The organism is Sorangium sp. So ce448 (assembly GCF_051520915.1).
Lineage (GTDB): Bacteria > Myxococcota_A > Polyangia > Polyangiales > Polyangiaceae > Sorangium > Sorangium cellulosum_B.
Genome location: NZ_CP150343.1, coordinates 3,788,523 through 3,801,995, shown reverse-complemented (window position 1 = coordinate 3,801,995; position 13,473 = coordinate 3,788,523). Strand labels below are relative to the sequence as shown.

Here is a 13,473-nt window from a genome sequence, read left to right as displayed (position 1 = left end):
GTGCGAAACAACGTTGCGAGGAAGATCGAGACGATCGAGCCCGAGGCCACGACCCAGGAGGCGGGGCGCGTGGTGCGCGCCGCGGGCGGCGCGTTCGTGGTGGCCACCGGCTCCGCCGAGGTCGAGGCGCGCCGCGCGGTGAGCTGCATGGTGGAGCCGGCGGCGGGCGACGTGGTGCTCGTCTCGGTGCTGCCGGAGCGCGGCGCCTACATCCTGGCGGTGCTGGAGCGGCAGGGGAGCGACCTCTGCGTGGTGCTGGATGGGGACCTGCACGTGAAGCTGCCGAGAGGGCGGTTCGTGCTCGGCGCCGCCGAGGGCGTGACGCTCGCGTCGGGCAAGGAGGTCGCGGTGGTGGCCGGCGAGGTGAAGGTCAACGCGCGCCGCGGCAGCGTCCTCGTGGAGAGCCTGTCGTACCTCGGGACGGCGGTGCAGGCCGAGATCGAGAAGGCGAAGGTGAAGGCGGCGGCGTTCGACGCGTCGTTCGAGCGGGTGACGCAGCGGCTGAAGCGGGTGTACCGCTTCGTCGAGGAGTTCGAGCAGCTCCGGGCGGAGCGCGTCGACTACGTGGCGAAGAAGAACATGAGCCTGCGCGGCGAGAACACGCTCGTGACGGCCGAGGAGCTGGTCAAGCTCGACGGCGCGCAGATCCACCTCGGCTGAGCCTCACGAGAGGAACGGGAGAAGAAGAACGATGTTTGCCAATTCGCAGATGATGGGCATCGACATGGGGCTCCCGGACGTGTGTTTGACGCCGACCCCGGCGCCGGTGCCCGTGCCCTACCCCAACATCGCCGCCGGGCCGATGGGCGTGCCGGCAGTGTACAACGTGCTCTTCATGGCCGCGCCGGCGCACAACCTGGCGACGACGATCCCGCTGACCAACGGGGACAACGCCGGCGTGGCGATGGGGGTCGCGTCGGGCACGGTAATGGGGCCGAGCCGCCACCTGACCGGCGCATTCTCGGTGCTGATCCGCGGGATGCCGGCGAGCAGGCTGACGAGCATGTCGCTCCAGAACAGCACGAACTGCCCCGGAGTGCGCGTCGTGCCGAGTCAGGTGAAGGTGCTGATGCTGGCGCCCTGAGGGGCCGGCGTGGCGACCGCGAGGGCCGTATCAGGGGCACATCGGATTGGCCCCTTATGACAGGCGCTCTGCGCTCCGCCGATGGGATGGAGCTTGTCCGCTACCGACGCCACAATGCGACGCGCCGCGAGCAGCCTCACCGACCGGGTGGGGGCCGCTCACGGCGAGCGCATCACGACGGTGGCACGGGTTCGATCAGGCCTTGCCGCCGAGCCCGAAGCCATCGTGCAGCGCACGGACGGCGAGCTCGGCATACTTCGTCGAGACGAGGCACGAGATCTTGATCTCGCTCGTGGAGATCGCCTGGATGTTGATCCCATCCGCCGCGAGCAGCTGGAACATCCGCGCCGCCACGCCCGCGTGCGTCCGCATCCCGAGGCCGACGATCGACACCTTCACGATGTCCTCCTCGTAACGGATGCTCACGGCGCGCACGGAGCTGGCGACCTTCTCCATCACGAGCTTCGCCCGCGGGAGATCCGCCTTGCCGACGGTGAACGTGACGTCGGCCTTCACCTCGCCGGACGTGCCGCGCGTCTCCAGGCCGTAGCTCGGCGCGTTCTGGATGATCATGTCGACGCTGATGTTCTCCTCGGCCAGCGCGCCGAAGATCTGCGCCACCACGCCCGGCTTGTCGTCGACGCCGACGAGCATGACCCGCGCCTCGTTCCGGTCGAGCGCCACGCCCGTCACCGTGACGCTCTCGAGAGACTGCTCCTCGCTGACGACCCACGTGCCCGGCACGTCCGAGAACGACGACCGCACATGCACCGGGACACCGTACTTCATCGCAACCTCCACGCTCCGTATCTGAAGGACCTTCGCTCCCAGCGAGGCGAGCTCCAGCATCTCTTCGTAGCTGATCCGCTCGATCTTCCGCGCCGTCTTGCAGATGTTCGGGTCCGTCGTGTAAACGCCGTCGACGTCCGTGTAGATCTCGCACTCGGCGCCCACCGCCGCCGCGATCGCCACGGCGCTCGTGTCGCTGCCGCCTCGCCCGAGCGTCGTGATGTTGCCCGCGTCGTCCACGCCCTGGAACCCGGCGACCACCGCGATCTTCCCCCCGGCCAGCGCCTCGTGCAGCCGCTGGGCGTCGATCGCCTTGATCCGCGCCTTCGTATAGGCGCTGTCCGTCAGGATCTTCAGCTGGTGGCCGAGGAAGCTCCGCGCCTTGCCCCCCTGCGCCTGGATCGCAATCGCCATCAGCGCGGCCGAGACCTGCTCGCCGGTCGCCGCGAGCGCGTCCATCTCCCGCGCGTCGGGCACGGGCGCGATGTCCGACGCCAGCTTGAGCAGCCGGTTCGTCTCGCCCGACATCGCGCTGACGATGACCACGACGTCATGACCGGCCTGCTGTGTGGCGAGCGCCCGCGCGGCCGCCCGCTGGATGCGCTCGATGGACCCGACGGACGTGCCGCCGAACTTCTGGACGATGAGGCTCACGCGAGGTGTGGCCAACTAGTCCAACACAGACGCCCAGGTCAAGGGTAAATTCGATAGCCGCGCGCGCCGGGCGAGCCCGTCCCACGCACGACACGTCGCGGAGCAGCCGCTACGACGCCGCCAAACCGGGGATAGCCCGGACAACCGTGCCCGGAGCAGCCCCGATCGCCGGGAATAAACCTCAGGTTCAGCCGCTTCGGGTCGGCGCTGTTGACAGAGATCCACCCGCCGCTACGATGGCGCCGCCTTTGGCCTGGGTAATGGGTGATCCAGGGTGCCACAACGGCGCGCCCGCCGGCCAGGTCGGGGGGGGATCGCCAGGGGCGAATGACGGAGCAGAGCGCTCCGCTTCTCAAGGAACCATCTAAGGAGGTCATTTTGGCTAGCGATGTGATGATCGAGGCGAGCTCGCTGACCAAGCGCTATGGGTCGCTGCGCGCGCTCGACAAGGTGAGCTTCGAGGTCCATCGCGGCGAGGTCGTCGGCTTCCTGGGACCGAACGGGGCCGGCAAGTCGACGACGATGCGCATCCTCACCTGCTTCCTCTCGGCGTCGGCCGGGACGGCGCGGGTCCACGGGTACGACGTCTTCGACGACCCGCTCGATGTCCGGCGCAAGCTCGGGTACCTGCCCCAGCGCGCCCCGCTCTACGGCGAGATGAACGTCTGGGAATACCTCTCGTTCGTCGCCGACATGCGCGGCCTCGATCAATCGCTCTTCAAGAAGCGGATGAAGGGGATCGTCGAGGTGTGCGGCCTCGCCCAGGTGCTCGGCAAGGACATCGGCACGCTCTCTCACGGCTATCGCCAGCGCGTCGGCCTCGGCCAGGCGCTCGTCCACGACCCCCCGATCCTCATCCTCGACGAGCCGACGAGCGATCTCGACCCGAACGAGAAGGCGGAGGTCATCCGCTACATCAAGGAGATCGGCAAGGAGCGGACGATCCTCCTCTCCACCCACAACCTCTCCGAGGTCGAGGCCGCCTGTGCCCGCGCCATCGTCGTCTCCAAGGGGCGCGTCGTCGCGGACGGCCCGCTCGACGAGATCCGCGCCAAGAGCGGCAAGGTCCGGTACATCGTCACCGTCCACGAGAAGAAGGTCTTCGAGGGCGGCGACGGTTACCGGTCGGGCGCGCGCAAGCCCCCGACGGCCCAGGAGGTCCAGGAGGCGCTCTCCGGTCTGCCCGGGGTCACCAGCGTCACCGAGCTGCCGACCGGCGACAGCGCCCACAGCTTCCAGCTCCTCGGCGCGCTCGGCGGCGACATCCGGCCCGAGCTCTTCCAGCTCGTCGTGCAGAAGGGCTGGCTCCTCCTCGAGATGCGGCGCGACTCGCAGAGCCTCGAGGACGTGTTCAAGGCGCTCACGCGCGGCGACGAGCGCAAGGACCGCGGCCGCAAGCTGATCACCGACGACCTCGACGACGAGGACGAGGCGAGCGCGCCGGCGGACGACGAGGACGACGAGGACGACGAGGACGAGGACGACGACAGCGCCGGCGACGAAGCCAAGGACGGCGGCGACGGCGGCGAGGACGAAGGCGCAGAGGAAGAAGCGCCCGCCAAGAAGAAGGGCTGAACGGTATGAGCACCACCCTGACCATCGCGAAGCGGGAGTTCCGCTCCAACTTCGATTCCCCCCTGGCCTATGTCGTGATCTGCTTCGGGCTGATCGCGCTCGGCGTCATCTTCTTCCTGATGAACGGCGGCTTCTGGCAGGCGGACCGCGCCTCGCTCGTGCAGCTGTTCAGCTGGGCGCCGATAGGGCTCTCCTTCCTCATCATCCCCGTCATCACGATGCGGCTCCTCGCCGAGGAGAAGCGGAGCGGGACGCTGGAGATGCTGATCACCCTGCCCGTGCAGGACCACGAGGTCGTCCTCGGTAAGTTCCTCGGCGCGTGGGGGCTCGTCCTCGTGCTCGTCTTCTCGACGATCCTCTACCCGCTGATGATGTTCGTGTGGCCCTGGCACCTCGGCGCGCTCGACAGCGGGCCGGTGCTCTCGGGGTACATCGGCCTCGTGCTGTACAGCGCGGCGGCGGTGTCGATCGGCCTCCTCATCTCGTCGCTGACCGACAGCCAGGTGATCGCGTTCTTCATCACCTTCCTGGTGCTCGGCTTCCTGCACGGCGTGGACAACCTCGCCGACTACGCCCCGTCGCTCATCCGCGACGTCCTCTCCTTCATCAGCTTCGACACCCGCCTCACGCCGTTCGCGCGCGGCATGGTGTCCACCCGAGACATCGTCTTCTTCCTCTCGATCACAGCGGGCAGCCTCATGGCCTCGTTCAGGGCGCTCGAGCGCAGGAAGTGGGCGTAAGGACCAACCATGGAACGGAAAGCCAAAGCCGCGACGCAGACAGGCTTCTACCTGGCCATCGTGGCCGCCATCCTCGTGGTGGCCAACGTCATCTCGTACGGCGCCTACAAGCGCTTCGACATGACGAAGACCGAGAGGTTCACCCTCTCGAAGGGCTCGGCCCACCTCGTCCGCGAGGGGCTCAAGCAGGACCTCCAGATCGACGTCTACGTGACCCGGGGGCTCCCGAAGCACGAGGCGTTCATCCAGGACCTCACCGACCTGATGAACGAGTACGAGCAGGCCTCGAACGGCAAGCTCCACTACGCGATCATCGAGGCGAAGACGGACGAGCAGCGCGCCGCCGCCAAGGAGGCGGGCCTGCAGGAGGCCGCCTTCGGCGAGGGGAGCGAGACCGGCCAGGATCAGGCCACGATCACCCGCGGGTTCATGGGCATCGCCTTCAAGTACGGCAGCGAGAAGGAGGCGATCCCGATGCTCTCGCCGGACCAGGCGCAGGGCCTCGAGTTCTGGATCACGAACACCATCCGCGAGATCCGCGACAAGGCGGACGCCATCGACACCAAGATCGGCGTCGTGACCGGCAAGGATGAGATCAAGCTGACGGACGCGAACCTCGTCGCGTCGCAGGGCGGCCGGGGCGGCGGCCCGTCGATGCGCGCGCTGCTCGAGCACCACTTCCCGTTCTACAAGTTCGAGGACGTCGACCTGAAGGGCGGCGACAGCGAGATCAACAAGGAGCTCGCCGGCCTCGTGATCACGCAGCCGGGCAAGGAGTTCACCGAGAAGGAGCTGCGCCGCATCGACCAGTTCATGATGCTCGGCAACAAGGCGCTCGCCGTGTTCGCCGGCGCGGTGAACCTCAAGGCGTCCGACCCGGCGATGAAGGCGTCGCTCAACACCTGGGGCCTCGAGAAGCTGCTCGACGGCTACGGCGTCGAGATGAAGAAGGAGGCGATCCTCGACTGGAGCCGCTCGATGGCCATCCCGGTGCAGACGCAGTCGGGCCAGATGATGTGGTTCCGCGCGCCGGGCATCCTCCAGCTCCAGGAGGACAGCCGCTTCGACGAGAAGGAGCAGATCCTCGACTCGTCGTTCCCCGGCTTCTTCCGCCTCCCCGAGCTCGCCTTCCCCTTCCCGTCGACCCTCGTGCCGCACCCGGAGAAGCAGCCTGAGGCGACGATGAAGGTCGTCGCGCGCTCGACGCCGAAGACGACGGTCGACGTGTCCGAGGCCATCGACATGAAGTTCTCGGCCGAATGGAAGCCGAAGGGCGAGTACGCGCAGCGCGCGATCGCCGTGACGGTCGAGGGCAAGCTCAAGAGCGCCTTCGGCGGCCAGGAGGGGCTCGGGATCAGCGCCCCCGCGGAGAGCGCGGACAAGGGCCGGATCCTCGTGCTCTCGGCGTCGCAGTTCCTCGCGAACCCGTTCGCCCGCTCCGGCAACCCGCCCCCCATGCCGCCGCAGATGGCGATGATGGGCGGGATGGGCGGCGACGAGGATCTCCTGATGCTCTCGCAGCCGTACGCGCAGAAGTACCTGACCGCCACCATCCTGGCGTTCAAGAACACCCTCGACTGGATGGCGGGGGACAGCACGCTGCTCGCCGCGACCGCGAAGATGTTCGGCGATACGAACCTGACCTACGCGGGCATCGAGAAGCCGAAGCAGGAGGCCACGGACGACGAGGCCACCCTGGCCAAGAAGGCCGAGGAGTACCGGGCGGAGCGCAAGACCGTGCAGCAGCGCGTGCAGTGGACGCTGACGCTCCTGCCGGCGGCGCTCTTCGCCGTGTTCGGCCTCATCCGGTGGCGGCGTCGCGAGAGCGCCCGCGAGAACATCACGCTCGACTGAGCCAGAGCCCCATCGGGTGAAAGAGCCATGAAGACCGAGCACAGAATCTACATCGCCCTCGCCGTCCTCGCGCTCCTCGGCCTCGGCGTGTACTTCACGCAGAAGAAGCAGAAGGACGAGCTCGCCGCGCACTCGGCGACCGCCGCCACGGCGGATCTGCCGAAGGTGGGCGTCTCGAAGGAAGACGTCGAGAAGGTCACGAAGATCTCGATCAAGAACGCCGACAAGTCCGACGTGACGATCGAGAAGAAGGGCGACACGTGGGAGGTCACGAAGCCCGTCAACGCCAAGGCGAACGCGGCGAACGTGCGGAGCCTCCTCGACAACCTGAAGGAGCTCAAGCTGAAGGAGGTCATCGACCGGACGAGCGGCACGTACCCTCAGTATGAGCTCACCGACGAGAAGGCGGTCCACGTCGTCGCGTACAAGGGCGAGGAGAAGGCGCTCGACCTGTACTTCGGCAAGAGCGGCTCGCGCGGGCAGATGGCGCGCGTCGACGGGCAGGACGGCGTCTACGTCGCGGGCGGCTACTCGAGCTACCTCTACACGCGGGAGCCGAAGAACTGGCGCGAGACGTCGATCCTCAAGTTCGAGGACGAGAACGCCATCCAGGTCTCGGTCGAGAACAAGAACGGCCTGTTCAGCTTCTCGAAGAACGGCGACAAGTGGGCCGGCACGTTCGCTCAGCGCGACAAGGGCGGCAAGCTGGGCGCGCCCTCCGCGAAGTGGGAGAAGTTCGACGAGGCCAAGCTGAAGGACCTGCTGCGCGCCTACAAGAACCTCGGCGCGGAGGACTTCGGCGACGAGAAGTCGGACACCGGGCTCGACGCGGCGGCCTCGAACGGCGGCATCATCACGATCAAGCTGAAGGACAACGCGGGCGACTTCACCGTCAAGGTGGGCAAGACCGCGAAGGGGTCGAGCCGCTACGCCACGAAGGAAGGCGGCGACGGCACGATCTACGTCCTGTCGTCGTGGTCGGCCGACTGGGCCCTCGCAGAGCCGAAGAGGTTCGAGAAGACCGAGAAGAAGGACGACAAGAAGGGCGAAGACGCCCATGAAGATGAGGCGGCGGGCCACATGGGCCTGGACGACGGCGAGTAGCAGGCGACGTCGCGTGTGAGAGCGGGAGGCGCTGGGAGACCAGCGCCTCCTTGCATTTTGTGCGCCCGCCTCCCGAAGCCGCGTCGGCGTCTCAGCCGGCAACCTCAACCTGGGTCGGTGCCGCCAACCTCAACCTGGGTCGGTGCCGCCAACCTCAACCTGGGTCGGTGCCGGAAACCTCAACCTGGGTCGGCGCAATCTGCCCGGTGTGGCTCCCACGCCACGCGAATCTCGATTCGCACTCAGGGGCCGATGTGACGAATATTCGACGCACTCTGCGCACGATTTTTCGTCACCTATGACCCTCGCGCCCGGTTCAATCAGAGGCGTTCACGGCGGAATCAAGCCCAAACCCTGGATTCCCGTGTTTTCTGTTTGCCCTGGCTCGATTTTCGCTTATGGCTGCGCTCACTCAGGCCCCCCGCTGTCCTTACAGGACGGATCACGACGTCCGGCCGACCTGAGCCGCCAGAGAGCCTATGCGCACGTTCGTCGAAGTCCTTCAGCAGAATTCGGTGCACGCCGACCGCGCAGTCACGTTCGTTCGCAGCTCCGGGGAGGAGCGGGCGATCAGCTACGCCGAGCTCTGGCTCGAGGCGAGGCGCCGAGCCTACGCGCTTCGCAAGCTCGGGCTCCGCAAGGGCGACCGCGTCGCGCTGATCCTGACGGAGGCCGACGAATTCGTCCTGACCTTCGTGGGCGCGCTGACGGCAGGCATCGTCGCCGTCCCGATGTACCCGCCGCAGTCGCTGGCCAAGCTCGAGGCGTACGGCGAGACGGTGCAGCACATCCTCGAGGCGTCAGGCGCCAGCGTGCTCGTCACGAACGAGCAGCTCAAGGAGATGATCGACGCCTACCTCGGGGCAAACGCAGAGAGCCGTGAGGCCCTGCCAGGCCTGCGTGTCGTCCTCGAGCGCGATCTGCGCGCTGGCGACGAGCTCGACGCGGCCGAGCCCTGGCGCGTGTCCCTCGACGACCTCGCGTTCCTGCAGTTCACGTCGGGGAGCACCTCGCGGCCGAAGGGCGTGATGGTGACCCACCGCAACCTGACGGTGAACAGCCACGCCATCATGTTCGACGGGCTGCGCTCCACGCCGGAAGATCGCGGCGTCAGCTGGCTGCCCCTCTACCACGACATGGGGCTCATCGGCTTCGTCATCGCGCCGCTCTACGCGCTCGTGCCGGTGATGTTCCTGCCGACGACGGCGTTCATCCGCCGCCCGTCGCTCTGGCTCGACGCGATCCACAGGTTCCGCGGCACGATCACCTTTGCCCCGAACTTCGCCTTCGCCCTCGCCACGCGCGCCGTCACCGACGCGCAGGCGGGCAACTGGGACCTCTCCTGCGTGCGCGCGCTCGGGTGCGGCGCCGAGCCGATCCAGGCCGACGTGCTCCGCGCGTTCCTCCGCCGCTTCAGCGAGCGGGGGCTCCGCCCGGAGAGCGTCCTTCCCTCGTACGGCATGGCCGAGGCCACGCTGGCGATCACGTTCAGCGACCTCAAGGCCCAGCTCACCACCGACCGCGTGGACGCGAAGGCGATGCAGGCCGGCAAGGCATGGCCCGCGAACGGCGGCGCGTCGCTGGAGCTCGTCTCCTGCGGTCGCCCCCTCCCCTGCCACGAGCTCATCATCGCGGGCCCCGACGGCTCGCCGCTCGGCCCGCGTGAGGTCGGGGAGATCTGGGTGCGCGGCCCGAGCGTCGCCGCCGGCTACTTCAACGAGCCAGAGGCGACCGAGGCGGCGTTCGGAGGGGGCTGGCTGCGGACAGGCGATCTCGGCTATACCGTCGCCGGCGAGGTGTACCTCTGCGGTCGCTCCAAGGACCTCATCATCCTGGGCGGCAAGAACTACTTCCCCCAGGACATCGAGCGCATCGCGTCCTCCGTCGAGGGGGTGCGCGACGGCCACTGCGTCGCGTTCTCGTGCCTCACCGCCGAGGGGGCCGAGCGCGCGATCGTCGTCGCCGAGGCCAAGCGGAGCGTGGCCGGCGTCGCGCAGGCGATCACCCAGGCCGTGCGCGCCCAGCTCGGCGTGCAGCTGTCCGAGGTCGCGTTGATCAAGCGGGGGACGCTGGCGAAGACGTCGAGCGGCAAGGTGCGGCGCCGCGAGATGAAGCGGCGCTTCGAGGCCGGCGAGCTCGAGGTCGCCTCGGACGTTGACGAGGGCGCGACGCCCTCACCCCATGGCGACGTGGTCCGCGCGAGCGGCCCTGTGTCGCGAACCGAAGGGGGCCGCGCGGGCGGCGCCCCGGCACGTGTCGAAGGAGTCATCGATGGGATCCAGTAAGGCCGAGGTCGAGGTCAGCTACGACGTCTCGAACGAGTTCTTCAGGCTCTGGCTCGACGAGCGCATGAACTACACCTGCGCCGTCTACGAGTCCCCCGAGCAGTCGCTCGAGGCCGCGCAGCTGAACAAGCTCCGGATCCTGTCGGACTTCGCCAAGGCGGGGCCCGGGAGGAAGGTGCTCGACATCGGCTGCGGCTGGGGCGCGGCGCTCGAGTACGTGGCCACGGCGCGCGGCGTGACGCGCGCGGTCGGCGTCACCCTGTCCACCGCGCAGGCCGCCGAGGTGAACGCGCGCAAGATCCCCGGCGTCGAGGTGATCGGCGGCGACTTCCGGACCTTCGCGACGGCCGAACGGTTCGACAGCCTCATCTCGATCTGCATGATCGATCACCTGTGCTCGCCGGAGGAGGCGCGCCAGGGCAAGGCGATCGACATCTATCGGGCTTACTTCAAGAAGGCCTGGGAGCTCACGAACAAGGGCGCCTGGTTCGGCCTCCAGACCATCCTCCGCAACCGGACGCCGCGGATGACGCCCTGGGGCGGGCTCCCCGCCGGCACGAGGAAAGAGCTGGAGGACATCTACTTCGTCACGAAGGAGATCTTCCCCGGCGGCCTGAACCCTCGGCTCGAGGACATCATCCAGGCGGCGAACCCCTACTGGGAGGTGATGCAGGTCAACACGCGGCGCGAGCACTACCAGCGCACCACCGCGGAGTGGCTCCGCCGCCTCAAGCTGAACGAGAAGACCATCCGGTCGACGTGGGGGGACAAGGTCTTCGACGACTACGATCGTTACCTGTCGACGTGCGTGAACGCGTTCGACAAGCACTACAGCTCCCTCGCTCAATACGAGCTTCGCAGGATCGACTGAACCATGACGGACAAGACCAATCTGCTCGAGATTTTCAAGACGGTTGCCGCCCGGGTGGACAAGCGCGAGTTCCCCAATGTCACCGCGACGTCTGTGATCACGGAGCTCGGCATCGACTCGCTCTCGATGATGCAGATCGTGGGAGAGATGGAGACCGAGCTCGGGATCATGATTCCGGACGAGGATCTGGTCGAGCTCATCACGGTGGGCGACCTCTGCAAGAAGGTCGGAGAGCGGCTGGAGGCGATCGTATGAGCCGGCTGGAGGAGAAGATCTTCCAGGAGTACATGACGTTCTTCGAGAAGGCGGAGCGCGAGCGCCGCTGGAACGTCTTCCAGGACATCCCGTGGGAGCGCGTGAACAAGGAGGCGAGCGAGGAGCTCGCCCTGTGCGCGGAGACCTTCTGCTCGGTCGAGATGTACCTGCCCGACTACGTGTCGAACGGCATCAACCTCGTGCGGAAGTACTTCGGCCAGGCGTGGTTCCAGGCCAACTGGGCGTATGAAGAGTCGAAGCACTCGCTCACGCTGATGCAGTACCTCCTGCGCTCGGGCAAGCGCACGGAGGAGCAGCTCAGCGATCTGCAGCACCAGATCTTCGCGAAGAAGTGGGACCTCCCGTTCCACACGCCGCGGCAGATGACGTTCTACGGCTGCGTGCAGGAGATGGCGACGTTCGTCATCTACGTGAAGCACCGGGAGCGGGCCGCGACGGAGGGCGACGAGTGCCTGCGGACGATCTACGACTACATCGCCCGCGACGAGATCGCCCATTGCCGCTTCTACCAGAGCGTCGTCAAGGTCCTGCTCGAGGAAGACCGGCCGGGGACGCTCACGGACATGGCGCACGTGTTCGCGAACTTCGAGATGCCGGGCGTCGGGATCGTCCCCGATTACGACTCGCGCATCCTGAAGATGCGCGAGGCCGGCGTCGACCGGAACGTGTTCATCCAGAAGGTCTACATGCCGATCCTCAAGTACCTCGGCGTGAACCGGCACGAGATGCTCGCCGCCCAGCGCACCGCGCTCGAGCTTCGCCGCGGCGGTGAGCGCCGTGACCCCTCGATCGAGGGCCTCGCAAGCGCTCCCAACCTGGACAACACTGCGCCCCAGGCGCTGTCCGCCTGAACCTTCCACCTCCCCCAACGAGCAAGAGCAGTCCGATGCGAAGGCGCGTCGTCGTGACCGGGATCGGCGCCGTTTGCCCGCTGGGCAACGACGTCGCGACCACCTGGCAAAACCTCCTCGCCGGCCGATCCGGCGTGGACTACATCCGCGATTTCCCCGTCGACAGGCTCCGCAGCGACATCGCAGCGAGCGTGAAGGGGTTCGATGTCGGGAGGTACCTGTCGCCCAAGGAGGCGGAGATCTATGGCCGCGTGACCCACTTCAGCCTCGCGGCCGCGGTGGAGGCGCTGCGCGAGGCCGGCATCGTGCCGATCGAGCGCGCCTCTGGCGCGGAGGACGAGGCGGCGGAGCGCGCGGGCGCGCGGGCACAGGGCGCGCCGCCGCTCGCCGCCGCGGCGCCGGCGAGCGGCATCGACCGGACCCGCGTCGGGTGCCTGATGTCCACGGGCATGGGGTCGGTCGAGATCTTCGAAGAGCAGGTCGGCAGGAGCGCGGCGCGCGGTCCGCGGGCCGTGTCGCCCTACTTCATCCCGGGGGTCATGCCGAACGGCGCGGCGGCGCTGATCTCCATGCGATACGGGCTCATGGGGCCGTCGTACAACCTCGCGAGCGCGTGCGCGACGGGCACGCACTCGATCGCGACCTCGGCCCTCATGATCGAGGCGGGCGAGGCCGACGTGATGGTCGCGGGGGGCGCCGAGGCCGCGACGCGGCTCAACACCGTCGCGGGGTTCGGCAATGCGAAGGCGCTCGCCAGGGCCGTCGACGGCGACCCGGCGCGCGCGAGCCGCCCGTTCGACCGGCGCCGCCAGGGCTTCGTGATGGGCGAGGGAGCAGGCGCGCTCGTGCTCGAGGAGGAGCAGCACGCGCTCGCGCGCGGCGCGAAGCCGCTCGCCGTCGTGGCCGGCTTCGGGATGACCACGGACGCGGAGCACCTCACGCGGCCGCACTCGGGGGGGCTCGGGCTCGCGCTCGCGCTGGAGCGCGCCCTCGCCAGGGCGGGCACGGCGCCGGAGGCGATCGGCTACATCAACCCGCACGCGACCTCGACGCCGCAGGGCGACGCCGCCGAGGTGCTCGCGCTGCGGCGCGTCTTCGGCGAGCGCCTCGCGCGCATCCCGGTCTCGGCGACCAAGTCGATGATCGGGCACCTGCTCGGCGGCGCCGGCGCCGTCGAGACGATCGCGGTCGTGTGCTCGCTGCGCGACCAGCTGCTGCACCCGTCGATCAACGTGGATGAGCTCGATCCGGAGTTCTCTCTGGACGTCGTGAGGGAGCGGCGGGCGGTCGATCTGCGTCACGCGGTGAAGTGCTCGGCGGGCTTCGGCGGGCACAACTGCGCGCTGGTGCTGGAGCGGGCGTAGCGCCGGCGACCGCGCCACGGCTGGCG

At 68.1% G+C, this 13,473-nt stretch carries 12 protein-coding genes; 11 read left to right on the top strand and 1 reads right to left on the bottom strand.

Going from position 1 to position 13,473, the window contains the following annotated elements:
* Complete coding sequence (locus WMF45_RS14635; protein WP_437717506.1) at positions 1–660, top strand: DUF3540 domain-containing protein; 660 nt, start codon at positions 1–3, stop codon at positions 658–660.
* Positions 661–691: 31 nt separating this feature from the next.
* Positions 692–1,084: a DUF4150 domain-containing protein gene (locus WMF45_RS14630; RefSeq protein WP_437717505.1), complete on the top strand. Its 393-nt coding sequence runs from the start codon at positions 692–694 to the stop codon at positions 1,082–1,084.
* Between the two features lie 195 nt (positions 1,085–1,279).
* Here the strand turns inward: WMF45_RS14630 and WMF45_RS14625 are convergent, their stop codons facing one another.
* Complete coding sequence (locus tag WMF45_RS14625; RefSeq protein WP_437717504.1) at positions 1,280–2,527, bottom strand: aspartate kinase; 1,248 nt, start codon at positions 2,525–2,527, stop codon at positions 1,280–1,282.
* A gap of 378 nt (positions 2,528–2,905) precedes the next feature.
* Between WMF45_RS14625 and WMF45_RS14620 the strand changes: the two genes are divergently transcribed.
* The 9 genes from WMF45_RS14620 to WMF45_RS14580 all read left to right on the top strand — a co-directional run bounded on the left by WMF45_RS14620 (position 2,906) and on the right by WMF45_RS14580 (position 13,447).
* The gene (locus WMF45_RS14620; protein ID WP_437717503.1) at positions 2,906–4,102 is read left to right on the top strand and encodes an ATP-binding cassette domain-containing protein; all 1,197 of its coding nucleotides are present in this window, start codon (positions 2,906–2,908) and stop codon (positions 4,100–4,102) included.
* Between the two features lie 5 nt (positions 4,103–4,107).
* Positions 4,108–4,842, top strand: a complete 735-nt coding sequence (locus WMF45_RS14615) for an ABC transporter permease (protein ID WP_437717502.1) — start codon at positions 4,108–4,110, stop codon at positions 4,840–4,842.
* Between the two features lie 9 nt (positions 4,843–4,851).
* The gene (locus tag WMF45_RS14610; protein WP_437717501.1) at positions 4,852–6,696 is read left to right on the top strand and encodes a GldG family protein; all 1,845 of its coding nucleotides are present in this window, start codon (positions 4,852–4,854) and stop codon (positions 6,694–6,696) included.
* Between the two features lie 27 nt (positions 6,697–6,723).
* The gene (locus WMF45_RS14605) at positions 6,724–7,800 is read left to right on the top strand and encodes a DUF4340 domain-containing protein (RefSeq protein WP_437717500.1); all 1,077 of its coding nucleotides are present in this window, start codon (positions 6,724–6,726) and stop codon (positions 7,798–7,800) included.
* Positions 7,801–8,279: 479 nt separating this feature from the next.
* Positions 8,280–10,085: a fatty acyl-AMP ligase gene (locus tag WMF45_RS14600; RefSeq protein WP_437717499.1), complete on the top strand. Its 1,806-nt coding sequence runs from the start codon at positions 8,280–8,282 to the stop codon at positions 10,083–10,085.
* Positions 10,072–10,956 carry a class I SAM-dependent methyltransferase gene (locus tag WMF45_RS14595; protein ID WP_437717498.1) on the top strand — a complete coding sequence of 295 codons (885 nt, stop codon included), beginning with the start codon at positions 10,072–10,074 and terminating at the stop codon, positions 10,954–10,956. The genes WMF45_RS14600 and WMF45_RS14595 overlap by 14 nt, the downstream gene beginning before the upstream one ends.
* A 3-nt stretch (positions 10,957–10,959) precedes the next feature.
* Positions 10,960–11,211 (top strand): acyl carrier protein, encoded by a 252-nt coding sequence (locus WMF45_RS14590; RefSeq protein WP_437717497.1) that lies wholly within the window; start codon positions 10,960–10,962, stop codon positions 11,209–11,211.
* The gene (locus tag WMF45_RS14585) at positions 11,208–12,083 is read left to right on the top strand and encodes an acyl-ACP desaturase (RefSeq protein WP_437717496.1); all 876 of its coding nucleotides are present in this window, start codon (positions 11,208–11,210) and stop codon (positions 12,081–12,083) included. Before WMF45_RS14590 ends, WMF45_RS14585 begins: the two co-directional genes overlap by 4 nt.
* A gap of 35 nt (positions 12,084–12,118) precedes the next feature.
* Positions 12,119–13,447, top strand: coding sequence for a beta-ketoacyl-[acyl-carrier-protein] synthase family protein (locus tag WMF45_RS14580; protein WP_437717495.1), 1,329 nt, complete (start codon positions 12,119–12,121; stop codon positions 13,445–13,447).
* The last annotated feature ends 26 nt before the right edge of the window (positions 13,448–13,473 follow it).